Source organism: Gordonia sp. w5E2 (genome assembly GCF_036540975.1).
Taxonomy (GTDB): domain Bacteria; phylum Actinomycetota; class Actinomycetes; order Mycobacteriales; family Mycobacteriaceae; genus Gordonia; species Gordonia jacobaea.
Genome location: NZ_CP144213.1, coordinates 614,363 through 639,179 on the forward strand (window position 1 = coordinate 614,363; position 24,817 = coordinate 639,179).

Below are 24,817 nucleotides of genomic sequence, written 5' to 3' on the forward strand. Positions count from 1 at the left end.
CGTCAGGACGGTTCGGGAAACGCGGGAAGCTCCGGGGTGAACAGCCAGGCCTGCCAGAGGTCGTTCAGCGGGGCGTCGGAATAGTTCGCGGCGAGCGCGATGAAGTCCTCGGTGCTGGCGGTTCCGTAGCGGTACTTGTCGGTCCAGCGACGCAGGAGCGCGAAGAAGTTGCCGTCACCGATGCGAAGACGTAAGGCGTGCAACGTGATTGCGCCACGTTTGTAGACCCAGTCGTCGAACATCTTGCGCGGTCCGGGATCGACGAGCGTTACCCGGACAGGGTGGGCGGCCAGCTTGGCGTAGTAGTGTCGCGCCCATTCGTCGGCGCTTCGCCCGCCCGATCGTTGGCTCCACAGCCACTCGGAGTAGCAGGCGAATCCTTCGTGGAGCCAGATGTCGTGCCACTGTTCGAGTGTCACCGAATTGCCGAACCACTGATGGGCGAGTTCGTGGGCGATCAGCCTCTCGGCGTCGCGGCTGCCGTCGCAGTGATTGGCCCCGAATGTGCTGAAACTCTGTGCCTCGATGGGGATTTCGAGCGAATCGTCGGTCACCACGACGGTGTACTTGGCAAACGGGTAGGGGCCGAACATCTCGGTGAACGCCTCGACCATCTCCAACTGTTTGCCGAAGTCGACGCGGAAGTTCTCTCTTAGTCGTGACGGCAGGATCGCTTCTACCGGAACGGGTTTGGACGCCAATCGAATGTGCTCGTACGGTCCGATCTGGATCGATGCCAGATAGGTCGACATCGGTTCGATCTGCTCGTAGACCCACGTCGTCTGTGCTGCGCGTACCCGCTTGGACGCGAGTACGCCGTTCGCCAGCGCGTAGTACGGGCTGTCGGTGGTGATCGAAATGCGGTAGGGCGCCTTGGCGCTCGGGTGGTCGTCGCAGGGAAACCACGACGCCGCGCCGTTGGGTTGGTTGGCACACAACGAGCCGTCGGTCAGTTCTTCCCATCCGACAGTGCCCCACGGGCCGCGGATGGGTCGAGGGGTGCCGCTGTAACGGATGACGATCGTCATGGCTCCGCCCGGCGGGATGGGCGAGTCGGGGGTGATGAACAGCTTGCGCTGGCGGTGGCTGTACCTGGCCCGCCTGTCGTTGACGGTGACCTTGCTGACGTTGAGCGTCGACGCCATGTCGAGGCTGAAACGTGCCAATTCCACATACGATGTCGCGGTCAGCGTCGCGGTGCCTTCGAGGCGGTTGCTGGCGACCTTGTACTCGAGGTCGAGGTCGTATCGGGAGATGCGATAACCGAGATTGCCATTGTCTGGAAGGTAGGGGTCGACGCTGTCGGTCGGTGTACCGAGAACAGGTTGCCGTGAGTTCTTCCCCGACTTACCCGGCACGCAACGACTCCTGTCTCTGGCTCTACTGGCTCACTCTTCGGCTCTGGCTACCGTCGCACTTCCCGAGCCTGTCCGGCTTGTCGGGAGTGGGCGTTTTCGGCGTCATTTTCTCGATCAGGACGCGAGAACTCACCCTACCCGTAGCGTTGCTTCTGTGAGGCGCGTCAGGTTGTAAACGGACTAGGGTCCGGTTAAATTCATGTTCGATACGTAAGGCAACAGGGGCGAACCACGTCCCGAGAAAGGTGACAGCATGTACCCGATCCGTAGTCTCGGACTCTTCGCCGCGAGGGTGATTCTCGGCATCATCTTCATCGCGCACGGCTGGCAGAAGCTCCACACCTTCGGACTCGACGGAACCAAGGCCAGCTTCACCAAGATGGGTGCACCATTTCCCGAGTTCTCGGCGTATTACGCGACCTGGGTCGAGTTGATCGGCGGCATCCTGCTGATCGTCGGCGTACTCCTGCCGCTCGTCTCCGTGCTGCTGATCATCGACATGGTCGGCGCGATCTTCGTCGCACACATCGATCAGGGCTTCTGGGCATCCGACGGCGGTTACGAGTTCCCGCTCGCGCTCATCGCGGGTCTCCTGGCGGTCGGCTTCGCATCGGCGGGCGGTCTGGCCTTCGACACCCACGTGTTCCGACGACGACGCAATCGCGTGGCCGACTAGCGGCAAATGTGGTGCGCCCCGGGCGACGCTGAGCGTCGCCCGGGGCGGTACGTACACAACTGTGACGTCAGCGGGGCGCGGCGACAATTATTGTCGTGGCCTCGCGCTGACGACCGGATTGTGTACGTACCGGTCGAGCGATGCGCGACGTCGCCCGGGGTTGGAGATCTCGCCAGGTGGAGCAGGACTACTTCTCGCGCCAAAGTGCCCAGATCAGGGCTGCGGGCTACGCCGCATAGCGCGAAATTCTCAGTAGAGAAGTCCGTCGATGGTGACCCGTTCGGGAAGCTGCGCGACATCTGCGGGCGGTGTCGTCGAGATGAACTCCGCAAGCGTTGAGCCCAACGCTCCCGCGTGATGGATCGGTACGCCGTCGAGTCGGTCGTCGGCGAGCAGCGTCGTGGGGTCGGTGTCGTGGCGGTGAACGGCTGCGGCGCCGAGTAATCTGCGCGCTTGCGCTGGGTCGGTGTCCCAGAGGGCGTCGGCGGTCAGCACGTAGAGGCGCAGCGCGCGTGCGTAGTCGGACAGGTGAACCAGTGCCCAGGCCCAGTGCTTGGCGACGTCGACGGTGTCGGCCTCGCCGCGGCCGTGGGTGTGCACGTACTTGCCGTATAGCTCGTGGCAGAGCGGGTTGGAATCGGCCCACAGTTCGAGTGCCGACATGCAGCGCACGCAGTCGTGGACGTTGGCGAGGTACGACACCGAATAGGGCCCTTCGCGTCGTGAGCGCATTTCGCGTAGCACCGAGAACTCGGCGAGGGCGTGGTCGTACTCGCCGGCGGCGTAGAGCGACTCGGCATCCTGTTGCATTTCTGCCAACATCTCCATAGTTTCCCTGATCGCGAGTCGTCGCGTGCCGTCTTCTGCGATTCGCTCCTGGGCCTATCGTGGAGGTGTGAGCGACGAAAACGAATCCATCATCGAAGGTGACAGCGAGTACGCACTCGACCCCGACGATCAGTTGCAGCCTCAGGACTCACTCGACGACCGTGGCGTCGACGACGTCCTCGACGAGGGGTACTCACCGCCCGACTACGAGCCCAAGGCCGCGATGCGCGGGCTCACCGCATCCGAGATGCGCGAGGGCGAGTCGCTCGACGAGAAGCTCTCCGAGGAAGAGCCCGACCCGTGGCAGAAGGACGACCCGATCGACGAGATCGAGCGCGACGAGCACCCCGATTGGCAAGCGCACGAGAGTGATTCGAGCCCCGAGTTCATCGAGGACGACCAGGTGGGCGACCGACGCGCAGGCCGACTCCTCGCACCCGATCAGGGTGGCGTCGTCGACAACGAAGCCGAGGCCGTGGCAACCGACTGCGGAATCGACGGTGCGGGCGCGAGCGCCGAGGAAGCCGCCGTGCACGTCGTCGACGAGGGCGAAGACGCCGCCGACGCCGAGTGGGAGGACGAGGCCGAGGGCCGCTGAGCGCTTCGGTCAGGGGTAAATGTCAGACCCCTGTGCTGGACTGGATGCAGGAGTACGCGAACCGCCTGGTCGACGCCCACCGCGTTGACAGGGTGCGCGGCCCTGGCAACGATGGTGTTGTCGGCGAGTGATCGTCTGATCGCTTGTCCCGCGACGAACAGCCACCGGAGGTATTCCAGTGAGCATCACCAATCGCATATCCGCTGAGCAGATTTCGGCACCTGCCACAGACGAAGCGTCGAGAACACGGCGATTCCTCGATATCCGCGCACTGACAGATCAGTTGTGCTCGACGCTGTCGGCCGAAGACCAGACACCGCAATCGATGACCGCGGCCAGCCCCGCCAAGTGGCATCGCGCGCACGTGACCTGGTTCTTCGAAGAGTTCATCCTGCGCAACGATCCGTCGTATGTGGTGTACGACGAGACCTTCCGCTATCTGTTCAACAGCTACTACGAGACCGTCGGCGAGCGACACCCGCGACCCGACCGCGGGCTGGTCACCCGGCCCGGCATCACCGACATCACGCGCTACCGCGAATATGTCGACGCCGCGATGACCGAACTTCTTCAGCGCGGCGACCACGACGAGTCGACGCTGGGGCTGCTCGAGCTGGGCTGCAATCATGAGCAGCAGCATCAGGAACTGATCCTGATGGACCTCAAGCATCTGTTCTCCACGCACCACTTCGACCCCGTCTACGTCGACCGCCCCGCCGACGAGCAGGGCGAGCCCGACGCGTTGACATGGCGCGAGGTCGCAGGCGGCGTCGTCGAGGTCGGTACACCGTTCGCCGGATCGGGCACCACGCCCGAGACCTTCGCGTACGACAACGAGGGTCCGCGGCATCGCGTGTTCCTGGAAGACTTCGAGATCGCCGAGCGCGCTGTCACCAATGCCGACTGGCTCGACTTCATCGCCGACGACGGCTACCGACGGCACGAACTGTGGCTGTCGAACGGCTGGGCACACATCAACGAAACCGGCTGGCGCGCACCGGGTTACTGGTCGTTCGACGACGGCGAGTGGACCACGTTCACGTTGTCGGGGCGTCGACCTGTCGTGTGGGACGAGCCCGTCGCGCACGTGTCGTTCTATGAGGCAGACGCCTTTGCGCGGTGGGCGGGGGCGCGGCTGCCAACCGAGTTCGAGTGGGAGTACGCGGCAACGGGTGCGCCAAGCGTGCCGGGCGGTCCGAACCCGGCAGGCGTTGGCGGCGCGCGTGGCGAGCTCCTCGATCCGGCACGATGTCATCCCCGACGCGCAGGGTCGGCGATGATCGGCGACGTGTGGGAGTGGACGTCGAGTGCGTACCTGCCCTATCCAGGGTTCGCACCCGCGAACGGGGCTGTCGGCGAGTACAACGGCAAGTTCATGTGCGACCAGCATGTGCTGCGCGGTGCCAGCGCGATCACACCTCGCGGACATGAGCGGGTCAGCTATCGCAACTTCTTCCCAGCCGATTCGCGCTGGGTGTTCTCCGGTCTGCGCCTGGCCCGATGATCTCGACCACAGCCAATCCGGCCCTGGCCGCAGATGCCGCCGAGGGACTCTGGCAAACCCCGCCTGTCCTGCCGACCAAATGGCTCTACGACGAACGCGGCAGCAAACTCTTCGACGAGATCACCTTCCTGCCCGAGTACTACCCGACGCGCAGAGAGACAGCGATCCTCGCCGCGCACGCCGCCGACATCGCGTCGACGACGGACGCGACGATGATGGTCGAGTTGGGTTCGGGAACGTCGACCAAGACGCGACTGCTGCTCGACGCCTTTGCCGCACACGCTGCCGAACGCGGACGTGAGTTCACCTACGTACCGGTCGACGTGAGTGCCGAAATGCTCGCAGGCACAGCCGAGATCCTCGCCGCCGACTACCCGTCGCTGACGATCGAGCCCGTGCTCGCCGACTTCACCGCACCAGGGCTCCAGCTGCCGCAGTCCGACGGACCCAGGTTGGCGGCGTTCCTGGGTGGCACCATCGGAAACTTCGACGACCCCGCGCGCGACGACTTCTTCACCGCACTGTCGGAGGCGTTGAGTCCTGGCGACTACTTTTTACTAGGCGCCGACCGCATCAAGGACACCGGCCGACTGGTTGCCGCCTATGACGACAAAGCCGGTGTCACAGCGGATTTCAACAGGAACATGATCGAGGTGCTGCGCCGCGGACTCGACGCGTCGGGGCTGTTCGTCGACGACTTCGACCACATCGCCCGGTGGAACCCCAAGCTGCACCGGATCGAGATGTGGTTGCGGGCGCGGCGTCCGGTCAACGCGCACCTCGGTGCACTCGATCGCGAGTGGCAGCTACCCGAAGGTGCCGAGATCCTCACCGAGATCAGCACCAAGTTCGCGCCGGAGCAACTCGCCGCCGAGTTGTCCGACGCCGGGCTGCCGGTCGTGGAGACCTGGTCTGATCCTGCCGGCGACTTCCAGGTCACGCTGAGCCGGCGCTGACGTGTTGGGGCGCACCGCGACTGGGCGCGCACAGTCGGCGGTACGCGGCGCCCAGTCGACGGTATGCGGCGCACAGTCGACCGTCTCGAGCGCACAGTCGACGTTATGCGGCGCCCAGTCGACGGGCGGGTTCAAGGGATTGTGGCAACACCTATGGCTGAGTGTGCGAGGTTAGCAGTTCGGTGAAGGCTTCGGTGGGGGTGCGGAATCCGAGTGCGGCGCGTGGTCGGTTGTTGAGTGCTGCGGCGACGTGGTCGAGGTGCTCGCGACTGTGTACCGATAGGTCGGTCCCTTTCGGAAAGTATTGGCGCAGTAGCCCGTTGGTGTTCTCGTTGGTGCCACGCTGCCAGGGCGAATGGGGATCACAAAACCACACCTTCACATTGTGATCGATCGCGATCTGGGCATGAACCCCACGCATCTCCGAGAGCTTGTCAAGATGTCTGTGTAAGAACGTAACTCCTGATTTCTTGGGTTCGCTTTCGGTGTCTAGTTGAGGTGGGGTTCGATGCGGTCGGGGTAGGCCAGGGCGAGTTGTCCGAGGGCCTGTTTCCAGCTGGTCACGACTTGCCCTTCGACGAGTCGTCCGGGCGCTTTACGCTGACTGGCTGGCTTGCCGCGTTCCTTCTCGCGTTGCCTGGCTCGTTTGTCCTCGATGTCGCAGATAGCCAGCCAGAGCAGTTTGCGGACCGCGACGTCGTTGGGGAAGTGTCCCCTGTTCTTGATGACCTTGCGGAGTTGATAGTTCAGCGACTCGATCGAGTTGGTGGTGTAGATGACCTTGCGCAACTCGGGTGGGAAGGCCAGGAATGGGATGAATCTGTCCCAGGCGCGGTCGAAAGCCTGTGCCGCACTCGGATATGTGACACCCAACGCCGAATCTCGGAAGATCTCCCATTCTCGGCGCGCGGTCTCGGCGTCGGGGGCGGTGTAAATCGGTTTGATCGCCCGGGCGACCTGTTTGCGGTCTTTGTAGTTGATGAACCGCATCGCGTTGCGGATCAGGTGCACGACGCAGGTTTGTACGGTGGCCAAAGGCCACGTCGCCTCGATCGCCTCGGGGAATCCGGTCAGCCCGTCGCAGCACACGATCAGCACGTCCTTGACGCCGCGGTTGGCCAGATTCGCGCACACCCCGGCCCAGAACTTCGCGCCCTCTTCAGCCTGTATCCAGATGCCCAGCACATGCTTGACGCCAGCCATGTCGACACCAATAGCTATGTGGGCGTGCTTATTTCGAACGTGAGCACCGTCTTTGACCTTGACCACCAGGGCATCGAGATAGAGGACGGGATACAACGCTTCCAGCGGCCGGCTCTGCCATTCATCGACCGCGTCGCAAACCTCGTCGCAGATCTTGGAGATCGTCTCATGCGACAGATCGGTGCCCACCGTGGCGGCCAGATGATGTTGGATGTCGCGTAACGTCATGCCTCCGGCGTACAGCGAGATGATGATGTCATCGAGGCCGCCGAGCCGACGCGATCCCTTCGGCACCAGACGTGGGGTGAAGGTGCCGTCACGGTCACGAGGGACCTTCAGCTCGACCGGCCCCGCCTCAGACGCCACCGTTTTCGGGGTTGATCCGTTGCGGGCGTTGGGCAGTTCCCGGCCTGCCGGGTCGCCCTTCTCGTAGCCGAGGTGATCGGTCAGCTCGGCCTTCAAACCGCGTTCGAGGGCGAGTTTGATCAAGCCCGGAATCAAGCCACCGTCCCCGGTGACCTGCACCTGACCCGAATCGATCTGGGCCAACAACTCATCGACCATGCCCGAGGCCTGCAACGCTTCGGCCACCTCCGCAGTCGAACGCGGCTCTGCGAGCTCAGGCAGCGGTGGGTGGTCGTCGTTGTCCTGCTGCTTGTCGTCTAACGCCATGCTCATAAATCTTCCTCTCACTAATGAGCACTGGACTTACACAGACCATCTGACACCCCCATCTCCGAGCCCTGATCCCAGGTGATCGAACGCCGAAGGTGTGCCGGCAACCCACCGATCGCCACCTGCAACGCAGCACGCAGGTCCTCACCGGTGCGTGTGGTCGGCATATGCAGCAACATCACATACCGGGTCGAGCGTTCGACCAACGTGCCGATCTGTGAACGCCCGTCACGGCCCACGATGCAGTCACCTTCCCAGTCACCGGGAACCGCACGCTCACCCACCTCGGGGGGACGATGAGCGATCAGCAACTCCCGCGGCACGATACTGGGGCCCGTCGTGGACGCGGTACGCGGTTTACGCGCTGCCCGACCCGACCGCAACGACGCCTTGACCTGCTTTTTCATCTCCCCACGCGGGAACACATACAAAGCCTGATAGATCGCTTCATGACTGATGCGCATGCCCTCATCCTCCGGGAAATCACGCACCAGCCGAGCGCTGATCTGTTGCGGCGACCAGTACTCGTCACCACTGAGTTTGTCCCACACATACGCGCGTAACCGATCATTGTCCTCCAGCTTGCGCAACTTCGGTCGCGCCCGCCGACGCTGCGCGCTGCGATGGGCGTAGGCCGCCCCATACGGGCGGTGCACAGCCCGGTTACGCCGCAACTCACGACTGATCGTCGACGGGGAACGCTGCAGATCACGCGCGATCTCGCGGACCCCAAGACCCGCAGCAGTCTTGTGCGCGACCAGATCACGCTCCTGCGCCGACAAATACCGTGACTGCGGACCAGGCCCCTGTTCATCCACTGCGCTCGGCCGGGCAACTCGAGGGATCACTCCTCCATGTTTGGCCACCAACCGGTAACCCAACCGAGAAGAGAACCCCGCGCGTCGCGCCGCCAACGCCGTGGGCAAACCCTCCCGCCGCGCCTGCCAAACTCCCACACCGCCAACGGCGGCATCGACTGACCACGCCTCAACACCCGCATCACACACCCCAATCACTCAGAGTGTTGCCATGTTCCCTTGAACCCGCCACGGTCTCGAGCGCACGGTGGGCAGGGCGCGGTCAGGACTCGGCGAGCAGCTCGCGGACGCGCGGGATCACCTGTGTCCCATAGAGTTCGACGCTGCGCATGAGGGCGGGGTGGGGGAGTGTGCCGTGCGAGTACTTCAGGTCGAACCGGCTCAGACCCAGCGCCTTCGCGGTGCGTGCGATCTTTTGCGCGACGGTTTCCGGTGATCCGACGTAGAGCGAACCGGCGGGTCCGGTCGACTGGTCGAACTCGATGCGCGTCGGTGGCGGCCAGCCGCGTTCGGCGCCGATGCGCCCGACGGTGACCCGGTAGTGCGGCCAGAGTTCGTCGCGCGCCTGCTCGTCGGTCTCGGCGATGTGCCCGGGGGAGTGGACGCCGACGGGAAGGTCGGTCGGCTTCTCGAGTTGTTCGAGGGCGCGACGGTAGAGATCGACGTACGGCGCGAAGCGCAGCGGGTCGCCACCGATGATCGCGAGCATCAACGGCAGCCCGTAACTTGCTGCACGGACCACGGACTCGGGGCTGCCGCCCACGGCAATCCATGTCGGGAGCGGCGGATTCTCCAGCTCCGGATACACCGTCTGGTCGCGCAACGGTGGTCGCAGAGCACCTTCCCAGGTCACCGGCTCACCCGTGCGCAACTCGGCGAACAGTGACAGCTTCTCGGTGAACAACTCCTCGTACTGATCGAGTTCGAACCCGAACAGCGGGAAGGATTCGGTGAAGGAGCCGCGGCCCAAGATGACCTCTGCGCGCCCGGACGAGATCGCGTCGACCGTCGAGAAGCGTTCGAACACCCGGATCGGGTCGTCGGAGCTGAGGACGGTGACTGCGGAGCCGAGTCGTATCCGCTCGGTGCGCGCGGCGATCGCGCCGAGGACGACGTCGGGCGCCGAGATCGCGTAGTCGTCGCGATGGTGTTCGCCGACCCCCAAGAAGTCGACACCGACCGAATCGGCGAGGACGGCTTGGTCGAGTACGTTGCGGATCGTCTGCGCGTACGAGATGGTGTCGCCGGAGTCGTCGACAGTGACGTCGCCGAACGTGTCGAGTCCGAGTTCGATGGTCAAATGTCTCATCATGCCGGACCTGCCTAATGGCCCGGGTGAGTGAAAGACATTTTGTGGAATTGGTGAATCCGCAGCTCGCGCTTACAGCGCTCGGGATTGCATGTACCGTCATCCACGGCCAATAAGGCCGATTCCCGCCAAGCTAGGAGAAACCGAAATGTGGGAAGGCTTCTGGAACTTCCTGTGGACGATGGTCGTGATCTTTGCGTTCGTCGCCTACCTGATCGTGTTGTGGTACATCATCGCCGACCTCTTCCGTGACCATAAGTCTTCGGGGTGGGCGAAGGCGATCTGGGTCATCTGCCTGATCATTTTCCCGTACATCACGGCGATCGTGTATCTGCTCGCCAAGGGCAAGGGTATGCAGGAGCGTGCGCAGGCAGCCGCCGCCGAGTACAAGAAGGCATCCGACACCTATATCCGTGACGTCGCAGGCACCTCGCCCGCACAACAGATCGCGGATGCAAAGTCGCTGCTCGACTCGGGAGCCATCACACCCGACGAGTTCGAGCACCTCAAGTCCAAGGCCCTCGCCTCGAGCTGAGTTTCGACGACACGCAGAAGTGCCCGCCCAGAACTCGGGGCGGGCACTTTCGCGTGCACCACGCTGCTGTTCGAGAAGGCCGGCAGGCTACGTCGATGACTCCGGCGTGACGGCGTCGCCGAAGGGATCGTCGGTGTGGCCGACGAGGTCGTTGACCGAGTCCAAGATGAGTGTGGGGCGGTAGGGATACTTCTCGACGGACTTGCGTGTGGAGATTCCGGTGAGCACCAGGATCGTCCGCATTCCCGATTCGAGGCCCGCGATGATGTCGGTGTCCATGCGGTCGCCGATCATCAGGGTGTTCTCCGAATGCGAGCCGAGGCGTCGTAGCGCCGACCGCATCATGATCGGATTGGGCTTGCCGACGTAATACGGCTCGCGGCCGGTCGCCTTGGAGATCATGGCGGCCACCGCGCCGGTCGCCGGGATCGAACCGTCGTGCGAGGGGCCTGTCACGTCGGGGTTGGTGGCGATGAACTTCGAACCGCGCTCGATCATCCGAATTGCACTGGTGATCGCCTCGAACGAATACATGCGCGTCTCGCCGAGCACCACGTAGTCGGGATTGGTCTCCGTCGTCACGAACCCCTTCTCGTACAGCGGCGTGGTCAGCCCCGACTCGCCGATGACGAAGGCGGTGTCGCCCTGGTCCTGTGACGCGAGGAAGTCGGCCGTCGCCATTCCCGATGTCCAGATCGATTCCTCGGGAATGTCGAGGCCGATCTGCAGCAATCTGGCGTGTTGGTCACGTGCCGTGCGGATCGAGTTGTTGGTGAGAACGGAAAAGGGAATGTCGTTGTTGCGCAATTCCGCGATGAATTCGTCTGCGCCGGGTACGAGGTGTTCCTCGTTCGTCAGCACGCCGTCCATGTCCATGAGAAACGTCCAGCCCATGACTCTCACCCTACGGTGAGCTTCGTGATGTTTATCGCGAGATGTGGCGGACTGTTATTGGTCCGCTACTTCTCAGACGATTCCCGTTCACGCATGTCGGACGTCGTTGCCGACGCGCCACAACGGGTTGACGGGGCCGTGCCCGGCTCCCAGCGGATAGGCCGAACGCAGGCCGCGGGTAACCCACTGCTTTGCGAAATCGATGGCGTCCGGCACGGCATATCCATGCGCGAGAGCGCACGCGATGGCCGCTGCGAGTGTGTCGCCCGCGCCGTGATCGTGCGGGGTGTCGACGCGAGCTGTCGCGAACTCGAGAAAGTCGGTGCCGTCGTACAGCAGGTCGGGACTGAGCGCACTGGAGCGCAGGTGGCCACCTTTGACCAGTGCCCACTGCGGACCCAAACCGTGCAATTCGACGGCGGCCTTGCGCTGCGACGCCGCGTCGATGACCTCGATGCCCGTCAGCAGTCGCACTTCGTCGAGATTCGGTGTGACGACCGTGGCGAGAGGAAATAGTCTGCGCCGCAACACATCCAGTGCTTCGTCGGCGAGTAACTGATCGCCGTGCATCGACGCGCAGACCGGGTCGACGACGAGCGGGGTGTCGCCACCGCGCCCGATGCCGAGTTCCACGCAGGTATCGACGATGGCGTGGATGATCGGTCCCGACGCCAGCATGCCGGTCTTGACGGCACTCGTCCCGATGTCGGTCACGACACTGCGGATCTGCGCCGCGACCGTCTCCGGATCGATCTCTTGAAAGCCGCTGACGCCCACCGAATTCTGGACCGTCACCGCGGTGACCGCGACGAGTCCGTGTAGTCCGAGCAACGCGAAAGTCCGCATATCTGCTTGGATTCCGGCGCCGCCGCCGGAATCCGAACCCGCGATGGTCATCACCCGGACAGGTGTGACCCCCGGTTCGGTGGTGGGCAACAGTGGTGTCGTCATGATCTGCTTGCGGCTCCCGATGTCGCATCGATCGGCAGGTAGACGCGGTTGCCCGCGTCGGCGAACTCGGCGGACTTCGCTGCCATCTCCTGCTCGATTCGTCGGTCGATGTCTTCTGCCGTCACCAGATTGTGCTCTTCTGCATAGGCCCGCACGTCGGCGGAGATACGCATCGAGCAGAACTTCGGGCCGCACATCGAGCAGAAGTGAGCCGTCTTCGCGGGTTCCGCGGGGAGGGTCTCGTCGTGGTATTCCCGTGCCGTGTCGGGGTCGAGTGCGAGGTTGAACTGGTCTGTCCAGCGAAACTCGAAGCGCGCCTTGCTCAAAGCGTCGTCGCGTTCCTGAGCTCGCGGGTGGGCTTTGGCGAGATCGGCTGAGTGGGCCGCGATCTTGTAGGTGATCACACCGACTTTCACGTCGTCGCGATCGGGTAGCCCGAGGTGCTCCTTCGGGGTGACATAGCAGAGCATGGCCGTCCCAGCTTGCGCGATCATCGCCGCACCGATCGCGGAGGTGATGTGGTCGTATGCGGGCGCGATATCTGTGGCGAGCGGGCCGAGGGTGTAGAACGGCGCCTCCTCGCACAACTCCTCTTCGAGGCGCACGTTCTCGACGATCTTGTGCATCGGGATATGACCCGGCCCCTCGATCATCACCTGCACGCCATGGGATTTCGCGATGCGGGTCAACTCGCCGAGGGTGCGCAGTTCGGCGAACTGTGCCTCGTCGTTGGCGTCGGCAATCGAGCCCGGACGCAGTCCGTCGCCGAGTGAGAAGGTGATGTCGTAGCGCGCGAAGATTTCGCACAGCTCGTCGAAATGCGTGTACAGGAACGACTCTTCGTGGTGGGCGAGGCACCACGCAGCCATGATCGACCCGCCGCGCGAGACGATTCCGGTCACCCGGCGAGCGGTCAGCGGTACGTAGCGCAACAGCACGCCCGCGTGCACCGTCATGTAGTCGACACCCTGCTCGGCCTGCTCGATCACGGTGTCGCGGTAGATCTCCCACGTCAGCTTGGTGGGATCGCCCTTGACCTTCTCCAGTGCCTGGTAGATCGGCACAGTACCGACCGGGACGGGGGAATTGCGCATGATCCACTCGCGGGTGAGGTGGATGTCGTCGCCGGTGGACAGATCCATGATCGTGTCGGCGCCCCATCGCGTCGCCCAGACCATCTTCTCGACCTCTTCCGCGATGGAACTGGTCACCGCCGAATTGCCGATGTTCGCATTGATTTTCACCGCGAACGCCTTGCCGATGATCATCGGTTCGGACTCGGGATGACGGTGGTTGGCTGGGATCACTGCACGTCCGGCAGCGACCTCGCTGCGCACGAGTTCGACGTCGACGTTCTCGCGTGCGGCGATGAAGCGCATCTCGTCGGTGACGAGTCCTGCTCGTGCCCAAGCGAGTTGGGTCGACGCTCCGTCGACGGGGTCGGGACGGTGCCACTCGTCGCGGGTGCGGGCAAGGCCTGCCTCGACGTCGATCACGGCGGTCGAGTCGGTGTAGGGGCCCGATGTGTCGTAGACATCGAGGTGCTCGCCGTTGGTGAGGTTGATGCGTCGCTGCGGAACCCGTAACCCATCGACGTCGGCGTAATGCTTGGTGCTGCCCTCGATCGGACCGGTTGTCAGGATGTCGGAGTCGACCTTGTACGCGGAATTCTGGTACGCGGAATCGCTGCCGCCGGATACACGTGTGCCCATGAGATTCTCCCTACGCCGGCATTACCCGGACAGGTTCATGCGGTCAGCGGCCGCCTGCCGCCATCTCAGCCCTCGGTTACGTGAGAGCCCCCGCGTTGATTCGGTTGTGTGCAGTTCACTCTACTGGCTTGCTGCTGTTGCGTCACGAAACCGGGGGTAGCCCAACGCGAGTTCCTAACTTAGGATTGCCTTACCAAACAGACAGGGTGCTGTTCGAGCTCGCGACGATCCGGAAGGGTGCAACAGCGATGACGTTGGTGGAGATCGTAGGTCTGCAGAAGGATTACGGGGAGGTGCACGCGCTTCGCGGAATCGACGTCGAGATCGCCGAGGGAGAGGTCCTCGGCCTGTTGGGTCCCAACGGCAGCGGCAAGACGACGACCGTCTCGATCCTCGCGACGCTGCAGCGTCCGACCGCCGGACGTGCACTCATCGCCGGACACGACGTCGTCGACGACGCGGCGAGGGTGCGCGAATTGATCTCTCTCACAGGGCAATACGCATCGCTGGACAACACCCTGTCCGCACGAGAGAACCTCGTCATGTTCGGAAGGCTCACCGGCCTGTCGTCGGCCGAGGCGAAGGGCTCCGTGGCACACGTGGCCGAGGCGTTCGGACTGAGCGAGTTCGTCGATCGTCGAGTGTCGGCGCTGTCGGGTGGCCAGCGCCGCCGGGTCGACATCGCGTGCGCACTCGTCACGCGCCCACGGGTGCTGTTCCTCGACGAACCGACAACCGGACTCGACCCGCGTAGCCGTGCCGCGGTGTGGGAAACGATCGCGGCGCTACGAACCGAGGGCATCACCGCGCTGCTCACGACGCAGTATCTCGAAGAGGCCGATCGTCTCGCCGACAACATCGTCATGCTCGATCACGGCTCAGTGGTCGCTCGCGGAACCCCCGAGCAGCTCAAACATCAAGCGGGATCGGCGATCTGCGAGATCACTCTGCTCGACGCAGCCGATGTGACGCGGGTGCGGACCGCGCTGGCCGACCACGAATTCCTCGACGCCGCGACGTCGGCGCAGTCGCGTCCGGTCCTCGTCGTCGAGGCGCCGGGAGAACTCGACACTGTCGTCGCCGTCGCGTCGACGCTGCGCGCCGAAGGGGTGGGCGTCTTCGACATCGCGCTACGCCGGCCGTCGCTCGACGAGGTGTTCCTGCAGTTGACCGACGAGAATCGCGCTGCCAGTGAGGAAGTCGTGCCATGACGATCTCCGCGGAGCGAACGGCGGTGCGTCGGGAAGCGGCGCCACGCACGTCGGTCGGCTGGTCGACGGCATACGCTGTGCTGACCAGGAGGAGTCTCGACTCGTCGATCCGCACCGGGTTGCTCTTCTTCGCGATCGGCTCGCCTATCGTGTTCTTCACCTGCTTCTACGTGCCACTGCACTCTCGCTTTGAACGCAGCGGCGTCGACTATGCGCAATACGTTGCGCCGCTGGTCATTCTGCAGGCCGCCATGTTTGTCGCCATCATTTCGTGTGAGATCGCGGGCGACGAGGCGACCGGCGGTATGCGGGAGCGGCTGAGTTCGCTGCCCATCTCTCGCCTGACGCCAGCGGCTGCGCGCATGACGAATGCTGTTGTGCGGATGTCTGTCTCGGCTGTATCGGTGTCGCTGTATGCGTGCGTGTTCGGCTTCAGGCTGCGCGGCAGCATCGTCGAATCGATCGGGTTCTTCGCGCTCGCAATCGTTTTCGCTCTCGCACTGAGCATGATGGCCGATGCTCTGGGTAGCGTCGCTACGCACGCCGAAAGCGTTGGGCAGATGCTGATGATTCCGCAACTGTTGCTCGTGATGTGTTCGACGGGCCTGGTGCCTGCCAATGCTTTTCCCGGGTGGATTGAGCCTGTCGTCCGCAATCAGCCCGTGTCGGTGTTCGCCGAGGCAATGCGCGCGCTCTCGACCGGTGCCGACGTCCAGACCGGGCCTGTCGTCGGGTGGAGCGTCGGACTGTTGGCCGTCGGAGCGCTGTGCTCGGCGCTGGCCGCACGAAAGGGGGAGCAGCGATGAGCGTCGACATCTCGCCACGCGGTGCAGAAGGGCGCGGTGCGGCAGGAGCAGCGGATCGCAGAGCAGTGGAACGCAGGGCAGTGGGGTGGGGCGTCGGGGCGCGGGTGCTCGCGTCGACGCTGCTGCGGACGTGGTCGCGCGACCCCGGCGTGCTCATTCAGGCAGTCGTCTTTCCCGCCTTCCTTCTCGCGATGTTCCAGCTCGTGCTCGGCCGGATCACCACCGCCATCGGTGCCGGTCAGAGCATCTATGGCTACACCGGGCTCGTCGCGTTGGTCGGCGCGATGTTCGGCACGCTGATGACGGGCATCTACCTCGTGTCCGAGCGTGAGTCCGGGGTGCTCGGGAGGCTGTGGACGCTGCCGATTCCGCGGTCGAGTTTCCTGGCCGGCCGTGTGCTCGCAGAGATGGTCCGCACATTGCTGGGCACGGTCGTGCTGTTCGCGGTCGCGGCGCTCATGGGATTTCGGTTCACCCAAGGGTGGCTCGCCGGGATCGGCGCGGTCCTGGTGCCTGTGGTCTTCGGCATCGGATTCGTCTTCGTGGTCATCGCGATCGCGACTGTCGCGCAGAAGTCGGTCGTCGACCATCTCGGGGTTCTGTTCTTGCTGATGCTGTTCTTCAACACGGGATTCGCGCCGATCTCCGAGTACCCGGGATGGCTGCAGCCCATCGTGCGTTATCAGCCGATGAGCCCGGCGATCGACACCATGACCGGGTTGACCGAGGGCGGCCCGATTCTGGTTCCGTTCTGCCTCACCCTCGGATGGGCGGCGGCATTTGCGGTGGTCTTCGGCGTGCTCTCGATGCGTGGTTATCGGCGGGCCGTCGAACGTGGTGCCTCGTAGCGAGCCGTCGACTTCCTGTCACAGCCGGGTGAACCGCAGACGAACGTTTGCCGTGGATCTGTCTCGATACCGGCGATCTCGACTCAAAGTCCTTGAACCTACGCTCCCGCAGGTTACGATGTGACTGCGATCACACACCGTCGTGCCCGGAGGGACCGGACGCAGCAATCAGTGAGCTGTGTAGACGCTGCGAACGAGCCTGAAGAGGGGATGGACGAGCCATGCATCGGAAGAATCATCAACGGCCGACTCAGTCGGCGCGGTCGATCCTGCAGCAGATAGCGCAGGTCGTGCACAACCCGACGCGTGACAGATTCGAGCTGTGGGTTGCCGGTGACCTGGTGGGTGTTCTCGGATACTCGAGCGAGACGGTCGACGGCGAGACAACACTGACCGTTCTCCACACGGTGCTCTACGACGAGTACACCGGTCACGGCCTCGGTACCGGCCTGACGCGCAGCGTGATCACCTACGCCAGAAGCCAGGGCGCCCGGCTACGCCCGGTGTGCACCTTCACCAAGCACTATCTCGACGGCCATCCGGGGGTTGTTCCGCTCGCTCCCGCCTGAGCGCCGCTCCCGAGAGCGGAGCCGGGCCTGCCCCCGCAGACCCGGCCCGATGAACTCAGCGCCCAGACGTCAGCGCCTGCTCTGAACCACGCCAACGATCCACAGCAGGATCACCGCGCCGAGAACCGCGGTGAAGAGTGTGAACCACCAGCCGCCGGACGCGGTGTCGACGAAGAAGCTCAGCAGGAAGCCGCCGATCAGTGCGCCGATGATGCCGATGACGATGTTCATCAAGATGCCGGAGCCGCCGCCCTTGACGATCTTTCCGGCGATCCATCCGGCAATGGCGCCGATGATGATGTAGCCGATCCAGCCGACGCTTGTCGTCGTCGTCGATCTTGCGAGTACCTCGGTTGCAGCGAGAATTGTCATGACCGACTCCCTATTTAGTGGTTCCCCGTCTGTCTGCAGGGGTGCTGTCAACGTAACCCGGTGTGGCGCGGTGCAACAAGCGTTCCGTCACATGCGTGGCAGTGGGTCGTTTGCCTCAGAGTGGATGATCGTCCCCGACGGGGCGGTGGTCGTCACAGACGGGGTCGGTGGTCGTCACCGACGGTCACGACGGTGACTCCGGCTCGACGCCAGCGCGTGATCACATCGCGTCGTCGGCTTGCCGACGTTTCGAGAAGCGTGGCAAAGGTGCTGCGCGGCACGGCAACGTCGCGATAGTGGTCGCGGAACCGTAGCTGCGACGTCGCGAACCAGCCGAATGCCTCACGGTCGGCGGTCAGTAGGCGGTCGGCGTCGACGATGTCGGTGAGGTAGCCCGCGGGCTTGGAGGTGTGGTTGTCGGAGTCGTCGAGTTCGCGCATGCACTCGTCGAAGGCGTCGGCGTTGTGGCCGAAGTAGTCCGGAAAATCCCATGCGCGCGCATAGGTTTCGTAGAGACCGAGCAGGGTGGTCATCGTTCTGCCGGTCACTTCTCGGAACTCGTACGACGACGGCGCGCTCGGTGGTCGGCTACCAACCCAGAGTCCGACGGCGGGCCCTTGTCGGGCTGCGTCGTCGAGGAAACGCGCTAGCGGAATACCGGTGTCGGAGATGTTGTCGCCTCCCGTGCTGGGTGTCATGGTTTGCGGCTCACAGGTTGGCGGTCATCGGTTGGGGCCTCGGATCTGGACGAAGGTGTTGTAGTGGTCGGCGGTGTACCACGCGGAACCGTCGCTGCCCGTCACGATACGTTCCGCGTCGCGGCTCCTTCCCGCTTCGCGACGGTTGACGTCCCACTCGGTGTAGGTGATCCGCTTACCCGACGACGTCTTCTTCGGCAGCCGGCCCTCGAAGTTCCCGAAGTTGGTCCCGCCCTTGGTTCCCGACGCGTCGTCTGGCGGCCACTTACCGGCGTCGATGAGCGACAGCGTCTTGGTCACCTGCGCCGAAACCGGTGCCGCCGCGGTCGGTGCCACCGTGGTCCGAGAAGCGTTGCCGCCCTGCGAAGCTGTGCCCGACTGCTTCTTCGACGACGGCTTCGCGGTGGATGACGACGGCTTCTCCGTCGACGATGTCGACGAGGCCGAATGGGTGGCGGAGCTCGAGTCGTCGGATCGGTTGATCAGCCACGTCGCCACGACGACGAGTCCGATGACCACCAGAGCGACGGCTGACGCCACCGCTTGTCGACGACGCTGCGCGACCGTCGGTTTGCGTGCCGACATCAGGTCACCGACTCGTAGTGCGAGGTGTGGTGCAAGGCGAATCCCCTTCTGCGGTACCAGCGTCCGGCAACAGCGTTGTCTGCTTCGACTTGCACGTACGCCGACTGCGCACCGTGCGTCACGCCCCACGCCATCAGTCGGGCGAGCACGGCGTCGGCGATATGGCGCCGACGGTGCGCCGGGTCGGTCCACAGCGCGGTGACTCCGAGCCACGCGACGCCGGACGGCGACGAGGTGACGGCCGCTCGCCCGGTTGCGATCAGCGAACCGCTCTCGTCGACGACCGTCGCGAACGTCACCGGGCCCTGAGCCGAACCGGCAACCGCGGCAACGAGATCTGCGTCGGTACCTGGGCGGTACGACTGTGACCAACGCGCGCTCGGCGTCGGAGCGAGTTCGACGTCGATTTCTGTCGAGGTTGTCGGGAAATCACTTGCGATACTGGCGGAGTCGTCGAGGTCACGGGTCAGGATGTGCACGGTTGGGCTGGCGGGTTCGCCCCCGACCGTACGCGCCGCGATCAATCGCTCGGGAAGCGCGAGCAGGACGGGTAGTCCACGTTCGGCATACCAGGATCCGATGGCGTGCAACGTCGGCGCATCCGCGTGCGCCGAACGATCCAGTGGCACAGCAGAATTCGCGCGACGGGAGAATCCGCCACCCGCACGCGCCAGCCAGCCGCCGATCCACGTCGACTCGACGCCCGGCCACGCGAGCGCCGCGGCATGCTCGAGGTCGCGGATTGCGCTGTTGCGCACAGGTTTTGCCGACAAGAGGCGGATCGACACAACCGACTCGCGGGGGATGGACTCGACCTTACCGTCGCGCTCGATCAGCAGCGTCGAGTCGGGGCTCCCGGTATCGGCGCGTTCCACCAGAAAACCCGTGACATCGGACATCGTGGGCGCCGACGCGGGAGCCGGGTTCGGTGAGTGCCGCCAGTCGGCGGGCGCGGCGTCGCCGAGCAGATACCGCACGACGACGCGGTCGCCGGGGTAGGCGTCGGCGGGCAGACGTGCAGGGGGAAGACGTGCAGGGCGCAGACCGGCCGGGTCGGGACCCGAGGGTCGCTCGCTCATCGCGTGTCCCGTCGGTGGGTCAGTCGTCGTCGTCGTGGCCGAACGGGTCGGCCTGCTCGCCGGGAATCCAGGTCAGTCCCGGGATGCCCCACTTGTGCTTCTTGATCGCCTTCTTGGCCGCGCGGGCGTTGCGTCCGATCAGGACGTCGACGTAGAGGAAGCCGTCGAGGTGTCCGGTCTCGTGCTGCAGCATGCGGGCGAAGAATCCGTTGCCCTCGATGACCACCTCGTCGCCGTTGCGGTCGACGCCGGTGACCCGCGCCCACTCGGCACGGCCGGTGGGGAACTGCTCGCCGGGCACCGACAGGCAGCCCTCTTCGTCGTCGTCGGGGTCGGGCATGGTTTCCGGGATCTCCGACGTCTCGAGGACGGGATTGATCACCTCGCCCCGTCGCCGGGCCGAGGCGCGACCCGCGTCGCCGTCGGGACAGTCGTAGACGAACATCCGTTTGCCGACGCCCACCTGATTGGCCGCAAGGCCGACGCCGTGCGCGGCGTCCATGGTCTCGTACATGTCGTCGAGGAGGGTGACGATCTCGTCGGACGGACGACCGGCGTCGTCGAGTTCGACCAACTCGGTCTGCTGGTGCAGGACCGGCTCGCCAACGATGCAGATCGGAAGCACAGACATGAGTGAAAAGCCTACTGCGCGCGGATGACGTCGACTGCCCTGGGCCTTGCGTGATCGGCTCGGTAAGAGCGACTCGACCGGGCGAGTCACACACGGTTGACGGCTTGCGGGCGTGGTTAGATGGTCACGAACCACATCGGTGTCATTCGACGGTCAGCGCACTCGTAGCCCGAGTTCTGTCACCGGGGTGGTACGCCGATTGACCCGGTCGAGGAGCCGACGCGGGTAGGGCCGGAGGCGAGCGTGAGGGAGCAAGATGGACGGCGCAGCAGCGCGTAGTCGCAAGCACGGTGATCAACCCGAGAACGCACCCCAACCGACAACGCAGAGCGCGGCCGGACAATCCGTCGATCCTCACGAGGTGGGTCCGGATGGTCTGTCGCGACGCGAGCACGACATCCTGGCGTTCGAGCGGCAGTGGTGGAAGTACGCGGGGGCCAAGGAAGAAGCGATCAAAGAGCTGTTCGGATTGTCGGCCACGCGTTACTACCAGGTGTTGAACGCGCTCGTCGATCGCCCGGAGGCGCTGGCTGCCGACCCGATGCTGGTGAAGCGTCTGCGGAGGCTGCGGGCATCGCGTCAGAAGGCCCGTGCGGCGCGGCGGCTCGGCTTCGACATCACGTAACGCTGAGCGCGGTTGCCCGCCGCGTGTGCGTTAAGGTCATCGGTGATGAATGCTGATCGCGAGCCCAATCGCCTTCCCTTGCGGGCGGGGGCCATGTTGCTCCTCGCGGTGGCTGTCGTGTTCGTCGGACTCGGCTGGCACTCCGCGGCGACCTCTGGACAAAGTCCGGACGAAGACCTGCGCGAGGCCCAGGCGAGCGTCGCCACCACGACGACCCCCGCGTCGTCGTCTGCCGCGAATGCCTCGACGAGCGAGCGTCTCTGCGTGATCAACGCGGGTTCGGTCTCTGGTCTCGCGTCGGAGGTCACCGACGATCTGAAGGCCAAGGGTTTCAACACGGCCAGCCCGGCGAACTACGACGGCGGCAGCTTCACCGAGAACACCATTCTCTACCGCGACTCGTCGCACAAGGCGGACGCGGAGAAGGTGGCGACCGCGCTGGGTTCGAACCCCAGCGTCGAGCAGCGCCCGTCGTCGTTCACGATGTGCCGGGACGGGCTCGCGGTGGTGGTGGTCACCCGATGAGTTCTGACGCGGCAAGACTTTTCATCCGACTTTGTTCACCCGACGGCCCAACGGATCTCTAGGAGCTTTCATGACCGGCAGTTCGACACTCGGCTCGAAGACCCTGCGCAGCGTGCTCGCGCTGGGTGCTGCGGGCGCCATCGCCGCGGCGCTTGCCGGCTGTACTCCCGACGAACCGCGGTCGGACACTCCCGGCACCACCCCGTCGGTCGTGACGGGCAATCAGGCTCCCCCCGGATCCGTCGACGACGCCGACGGCATCCCGAACTCGTCCAAGGAGTCGGCGACCGCTGAGCTCAAGGACATCAAGGGCGAGACCGTCGGTACCGCGACGTTCACACCGAGCGGGTCGTCGCTTCGCGTCGACGTCAAGGTCACCAACGGCATCGCGGCGGGCTTCCACGGCATGCACATCCACGAGAACGGCGTGTGCCAGGCGAGCGGCTCGACTCCGTTCTCGTCGGCGGGCGGTCATCTGCAGGTCGACGGCCGTACCACTCATCCGTCGAGCGGCGACCTCGTGTCGATCAACGTGCTCGCCGACGGCACCGGCGAGACCGTGACCACGACGGACTCGGTGAACCTCAATCAGGTCGCTGGTAAGTCGATCATCATCCACGAGAAGCCCGACAACTTCGCGAACATCCCGACTCGCTACGCACCGGCGCCCGACGCCGACACGATGAAGACCGGCGACGCGGGCTCACGCTTGGCATGCGGCGTCATCTCCGTCGAGGGCTGACGCGACACCGGTACCGGTCTGACCGGCACCGGTCTGAGCGGAAGGCCTGATCGATGCCGAAGATCATCCCGATCGAGTTCTCCGGTTCGCCGACGCCGACGCTGGGCGTCGAGTGGGAGTTCGCACTCACCGACAAGGTGTCCGGCGATCTGTCGAACTCGGCGGCGGAGCTGTTCACCGAGGTCGGTCGTCGTGCCCCCGACCGTGCGGGCAAGGTTCACAAGGAGTTGCTGCGCAACACCGTCGAGTTGGTGACCGGTGTGAGTACGACGACGCGTGAGGCGATCGACGACCTCTCGGCGACACTCGACGTCGTGCGGTCGATCACCGACGGACTCGGTGTCGACCTGTATGGCGCAGGCACGCATCCGTTCGCGGAGTGGTCGACGCAGTTGCTCACCGAGGGACACCGGTACGCGGAGTTGATCAATCGCACCCAGTGGTGGGGCAGGCAGATGCTGATCTGGGGAGTCCACGTGCACGTCGGCATCGACCGACGCGACAAGGTGTTACCGATCCTGACGTCGCTGCTCAACTACTACCCGCACCTCCTCGCGCTCTCGTCGTCGTCTCCGATGTGGTCGGGTCAGGACACCGGCTACGCGAGCAACCGCGCCATGATGTTCCAGCAGTTGCCCACCGCGGGGCTACCGTTCCAGTTCCAGACGTGGCACGAGTTCGAGGCGTTCGTCGCCGACCAGAAGACCACGGGAATCATCGACCATCTCAACGAGATTCGGTGGGACATCCGTCCTTCACCGCACCTGGGCACCATCGAGGTTCGGGTGTGCGACGGGATGACGAACCTGGTGGAGCTGTCCGGGATCGTCGCGCTCATCCACTGCCTCGTCGTCGATCTCGATCGTCGGCTGTCGGCGGGTGAAGAACTGCCGCACATGGCGCCGTGGCTGGTGCAGGAGAACAAGTGGCGGGCCGCGCGTTACGGCCTCGAGGCCATCGTCATCCTCGACTCCGATTGCGATGAACGACTCGTGACCGACGATCTCACCGTGCTGCTCAAACGACTCGAGCCCATCGCCGAGGAACTCGGGTGCATCGATGAACTGGCGCGCGTCGTCGACATCGTCGATCACGGAGCCAGCTATCAGCGGCAGCGCAGCGTCCACGAGCGCACCGGTGACATGCGCGCCGTGGTCGCGTCAGTGGTTTCAGAACTGGATTGAAAACCCGCGGGTGACGCTGCCCGCGGCATTCTCGGTTGTCGCGAAATCACGTTTTGCGTACATAGCGTGCGTGGTCGATTTTGGCGTTGTCATCGGTTTCACTTCTCGCTTTGCGGTCGGCAACCGGCACAATCAAGGGGTCGCCTTTAAAACCCTCTGAAGGAAATCAGCCATGCATGCTGTTGTGCCCTTGTCGAGTCCTGCCCCGAACATCGCCGGCCCGCTCGATCCGATCGTCGTCCCGGACGCGACGAGCGATGCGACGATGGTCGTCGCGTCGCCGACAATCGTCCCCGACCTCTGGCGCCAGTACCTCGACGGCGCTCACGCCGCGTACTCCGCTCGTGGCGTCGACGATGCGCTCGACTACGACGCGATCAGCGACGGCTCGAGTACCACGCTGTTCTGCGCGGTGCTCGATACCGCGGGGGGCATCGTCGGTGGCCTGCGTGTTCAGGGACCGTACACGCTGCCGCATCAGTCGCATGCCGTCACCGAATGGGATGGCCAACCGGGGCAGTCGGAGCTGATCAGAGCGATCGGCGCGCGCCTGGCGGGAGGCCTGATCGAGGTGAAGTCGGCGTTCGTCGATCCGACGTCGAGCGACGCGGCGGCAGCCGCGGGCTTTCTTGCCCGCACACCGTTGATCGTGATGGCGGCCACCGGCACGCGACACATGCTCGCCACCGCGGCCGACTATGTGCTCGCCAGGTGGGAATCGGGTGGCGGTCGGGTTGATACCGACATTCCATACACGCCGTATCCCGACGAAAGGTATCGGACGCAGGCAATGTTCTGGGACCGCGACCTACTCGCGCGACATGCGAAACCGTCGGTGTGGCGAACAATGTGTACCGAATTCAGGCAAATTTCCCACACATTCGACGCTGGATCCGTCGACGTCGCGTGAAACACATCACCGACG

General features: G+C 64.5%; 27 protein-coding genes, 1 pseudogene and 1 riboswitch. Of the genes and pseudogenes, 14 read left to right on the plus strand and 14 right to left on the minus strand.

Annotated elements, in window-relative coordinates; translation table 11 throughout:
* Nucleotides 1-2: 2 nt before the first annotated feature.
* A complete protein-coding gene (locus RND64_RS02675) occupies nucleotides 3-1,358 on the minus strand; it encodes a M1 family metallopeptidase (protein ID WP_049700623.1) in 1,356 nt (451 codons plus the stop codon).
* Between the two features lie 253 nt (nucleotides 1,359-1,611).
* Here RND64_RS02675 and RND64_RS02680 point away from each other — a divergent pair, with 253 nt between their 5' ends.
* The gene (locus RND64_RS02680) at nucleotides 1,612-2,034 is read left to right on the plus strand and encodes a DoxX family protein (RefSeq protein ID WP_049700624.1); all 423 of its coding nucleotides are present in this window, start codon (nucleotides 1,612-1,614) and stop codon (nucleotides 2,032-2,034) included.
* Nucleotides 2,035-2,283: 249 nt separating this feature from the next.
* Here the strand turns inward: RND64_RS02680 and RND64_RS02685 are convergent, their stop codons facing one another.
* On the minus strand, nucleotides 2,284-2,844 hold the full coding sequence (locus RND64_RS02685; RefSeq protein WP_053117524.1) for a hypothetical protein: 561 nt from the start codon (nucleotides 2,842-2,844) through the stop codon (nucleotides 2,284-2,286).
* 85 nt (nucleotides 2,845-2,929) lie between these two features.
* Here RND64_RS02685 and RND64_RS02690 point away from each other — a divergent pair, with 85 nt between their 5' ends.
* The 3 genes from RND64_RS02690 to egtD all read left to right on the plus strand — a co-directional run bounded on the left by RND64_RS02690 (nucleotide 2,930) and on the right by egtD (nucleotide 5,920).
* Nucleotides 2,930-3,460, plus strand: coding sequence for a DUF5709 domain-containing protein (locus RND64_RS02690; RefSeq protein ID WP_049700625.1), 531 nt, complete (start codon nucleotides 2,930-2,932; stop codon nucleotides 3,458-3,460).
* A 178-nt stretch (nucleotides 3,461-3,638) separates the two neighbouring features.
* Nucleotides 3,639-4,964, plus strand: a complete 1,326-nt coding sequence (gene egtB / locus RND64_RS02695) for an ergothioneine biosynthesis protein EgtB (protein WP_049700626.1) — start codon at nucleotides 3,639-3,641, stop codon at nucleotides 4,962-4,964.
* Entirely contained in the window at nucleotides 4,961-5,920 is a 960-nt protein-coding gene (egtD, locus tag RND64_RS02700) for an L-histidine N(alpha)-methyltransferase (protein WP_049700627.1), read from the plus strand. The genes egtB and egtD overlap by 4 nt, the downstream gene beginning before the upstream one ends.
* A gap of 131 nt (nucleotides 5,921-6,051) precedes the next feature.
* Here the strand turns inward: egtD and RND64_RS02705 are convergent.
* From RND64_RS02705 to RND64_RS02720, 4 genes and pseudogenes are all read right to left on the minus strand, one after another.
* A pseudogene (locus tag RND64_RS02705) lies at nucleotides 6,052-6,329 on the minus strand (IS30 family transposase); the annotation flags it as partial.
* A gap of 80 nt (nucleotides 6,330-6,409) precedes the next feature.
* On the minus strand, nucleotides 6,410-7,801 hold the full coding sequence (locus tag RND64_RS02710) for an IS256 family transposase (RefSeq protein ID WP_227918570.1): 1,392 nt from the start codon (nucleotides 7,799-7,801) through the stop codon (nucleotides 6,410-6,412).
* Nucleotides 7,802-7,815: 14 nt separating this feature from the next.
* Nucleotides 7,816-8,646, minus strand: a complete 831-nt coding sequence (locus tag RND64_RS02715) for an IS30 family transposase (RefSeq protein WP_270483548.1) — start codon at nucleotides 8,644-8,646, stop codon at nucleotides 7,816-7,818.
* Nucleotides 8,647-8,878: 232 nt separating this feature from the next.
* A complete protein-coding gene (locus RND64_RS02720) occupies nucleotides 8,879-9,928 on the minus strand; it encodes an LLM class flavin-dependent oxidoreductase (RefSeq protein WP_049697556.1) in 1,050 nt (349 codons plus the stop codon).
* Between the two features lie 145 nt (nucleotides 9,929-10,073).
* On the opposite strand from RND64_RS02720, the gene RND64_RS02725 reads away from it, so the two are divergent.
* Nucleotides 10,074-10,460: an SHOCT domain-containing protein gene (locus RND64_RS02725; RefSeq protein WP_049697557.1), complete on the plus strand. Its 387-nt coding sequence runs from the start codon at nucleotides 10,074-10,076 to the stop codon at nucleotides 10,458-10,460.
* Between the two features lie 87 nt (nucleotides 10,461-10,547).
* Here RND64_RS02725 and RND64_RS02730 read toward each other — a convergent pair whose 3' ends face one another.
* From RND64_RS02730 to thiC, 3 genes are all read right to left on the minus strand, one after another.
* Nucleotides 10,548-11,354, minus strand: coding sequence for an HAD-IIA family hydrolase (locus RND64_RS02730; protein ID WP_049697558.1), 807 nt, complete (start codon nucleotides 11,352-11,354; stop codon nucleotides 10,548-10,550).
* A gap of 87 nt (nucleotides 11,355-11,441) precedes the next feature.
* Entirely contained in the window at nucleotides 11,442-12,305 is an 864-nt protein-coding gene (gene thiD / locus RND64_RS02735; RefSeq protein WP_049697559.1) for a bifunctional hydroxymethylpyrimidine kinase/phosphomethylpyrimidine kinase, read from the minus strand.
* On the minus strand, nucleotides 12,302-14,017 hold the full coding sequence (gene thiC, locus RND64_RS02740) for a phosphomethylpyrimidine synthase ThiC (RefSeq protein WP_083444312.1): 1,716 nt from the start codon (nucleotides 14,015-14,017) through the stop codon (nucleotides 12,302-12,304). Before thiC ends, thiD begins: the two co-directional genes overlap by 4 nt.
* Nucleotides 14,011-14,121, minus strand: a riboswitch (TPP riboswitch). It overlaps the preceding gene by 7 nt.
* Nucleotides 14,122-14,265: 144 nt before the next feature.
* On the opposite strand from thiC, the gene RND64_RS02745 reads away from it, so the two are divergent.
* The 4 genes from RND64_RS02745 (at nucleotide 14,266) to RND64_RS02760 (ending at nucleotide 17,451) form a co-directional block, all read left to right on the plus strand.
* Nucleotides 14,266-15,228, plus strand: coding sequence for a daunorubicin/doxorubicin resistance ABC transporter ATP-binding protein DrrA (locus RND64_RS02745; protein WP_049697998.1), 963 nt, complete (start codon nucleotides 14,266-14,268; stop codon nucleotides 15,226-15,228).
* On the plus strand, nucleotides 15,225-16,034 hold the full coding sequence (locus tag RND64_RS02750) for an ABC transporter permease (RefSeq protein ID WP_049697560.1): 810 nt from the start codon (nucleotides 15,225-15,227) through the stop codon (nucleotides 16,032-16,034). Before RND64_RS02745 ends, RND64_RS02750 begins: the two co-directional genes overlap by 4 nt.
* Nucleotides 16,031-16,882, plus strand: a complete 852-nt coding sequence (locus RND64_RS02755; protein ID WP_083444313.1) for an ABC transporter permease — start codon at nucleotides 16,031-16,033, stop codon at nucleotides 16,880-16,882. Before RND64_RS02750 ends, RND64_RS02755 begins: the two co-directional genes overlap by 4 nt.
* A gap of 221 nt (nucleotides 16,883-17,103) precedes the next feature.
* On the plus strand, nucleotides 17,104-17,451 hold the full coding sequence (locus RND64_RS02760; RefSeq protein WP_049697561.1) for a GNAT family N-acetyltransferase: 348 nt from the start codon (nucleotides 17,104-17,106) through the stop codon (nucleotides 17,449-17,451).
* A gap of 69 nt (nucleotides 17,452-17,520) precedes the next feature.
* Here RND64_RS02760 and RND64_RS02765 read toward each other — a convergent pair whose 3' ends face one another.
* The 5 genes from RND64_RS02765 to RND64_RS02785 all read right to left on the minus strand — a co-directional run bounded on the left by RND64_RS02765 (nucleotide 17,521) and on the right by RND64_RS02785 (nucleotide 20,816).
* The gene (locus RND64_RS02765) at nucleotides 17,521-17,823 is read right to left on the minus strand and encodes a GlsB/YeaQ/YmgE family stress response membrane protein (RefSeq protein ID WP_049697562.1); all 303 of its coding nucleotides are present in this window, start codon (nucleotides 17,821-17,823) and stop codon (nucleotides 17,521-17,523) included.
* A gap of 152 nt (nucleotides 17,824-17,975) precedes the next feature.
* Nucleotides 17,976-18,521 carry a barstar family protein gene (locus RND64_RS02770; RefSeq protein WP_049697563.1) on the minus strand — a complete coding sequence of 182 codons (546 nt, stop codon included), beginning with the start codon at nucleotides 18,519-18,521 and terminating at the stop codon, nucleotides 17,976-17,978.
* Between the two features lie 24 nt (nucleotides 18,522-18,545).
* Complete coding sequence (locus tag RND64_RS02775) at nucleotides 18,546-19,106, minus strand: ribonuclease domain-containing protein (RefSeq protein ID WP_049697564.1); 561 nt, start codon at nucleotides 19,104-19,106, stop codon at nucleotides 18,546-18,548.
* Nucleotides 19,106-20,185 carry an N-acetylglutamate synthase, CG3035 family gene (locus tag RND64_RS02780; RefSeq protein ID WP_083444296.1) on the minus strand — a complete coding sequence of 360 codons (1,080 nt, stop codon included), beginning with the start codon at nucleotides 20,183-20,185 and terminating at the stop codon, nucleotides 19,106-19,108. Before RND64_RS02780 ends, RND64_RS02775 begins: the two co-directional genes overlap by 1 nt.
* Before the next feature lie 19 nt (nucleotides 20,186-20,204).
* Nucleotides 20,205-20,816, minus strand: a complete 612-nt coding sequence (locus tag RND64_RS02785) for a peptide deformylase (RefSeq protein WP_049697565.1) — start codon at nucleotides 20,814-20,816, stop codon at nucleotides 20,205-20,207.
* A 256-nt stretch (nucleotides 20,817-21,072) separates the two neighbouring features.
* Between RND64_RS02785 and RND64_RS02790 the strand changes: the two genes are divergently transcribed.
* The 5 genes from RND64_RS02790 (at nucleotide 21,073) to RND64_RS02810 (ending at nucleotide 24,802) form a co-directional block, all read left to right on the plus strand.
* The gene (locus RND64_RS02790; protein WP_049697566.1) at nucleotides 21,073-21,441 is read left to right on the plus strand and encodes a DUF3263 domain-containing protein; all 369 of its coding nucleotides are present in this window, start codon (nucleotides 21,073-21,075) and stop codon (nucleotides 21,439-21,441) included.
* Between the two features lie 45 nt (nucleotides 21,442-21,486).
* A complete protein-coding gene (locus RND64_RS02795) occupies nucleotides 21,487-21,966 on the plus strand; it encodes a LytR C-terminal domain-containing protein (RefSeq protein WP_049697567.1) in 480 nt (159 codons plus the stop codon).
* A gap of 70 nt (nucleotides 21,967-22,036) precedes the next feature.
* Nucleotides 22,037-22,708, plus strand: coding sequence for a superoxide dismutase[Cu-Zn] (sodC, locus tag RND64_RS02800; RefSeq protein ID WP_049697568.1), 672 nt, complete (start codon nucleotides 22,037-22,039; stop codon nucleotides 22,706-22,708).
* A 53-nt stretch (nucleotides 22,709-22,761) separates the two neighbouring features.
* The gene (locus tag RND64_RS02805) at nucleotides 22,762-23,892 is read left to right on the plus strand and encodes a glutamate--cysteine ligase (protein ID WP_049697569.1); all 1,131 of its coding nucleotides are present in this window, start codon (nucleotides 22,762-22,764) and stop codon (nucleotides 23,890-23,892) included.
* A 172-nt stretch (nucleotides 23,893-24,064) separates the two neighbouring features.
* On the plus strand, nucleotides 24,065-24,802 hold the full coding sequence (locus RND64_RS02810) for a hypothetical protein (protein WP_053117358.1): 738 nt from the start codon (nucleotides 24,065-24,067) through the stop codon (nucleotides 24,800-24,802).
* The last annotated feature ends 15 nt before the right edge of the window (nucleotides 24,803-24,817 follow it).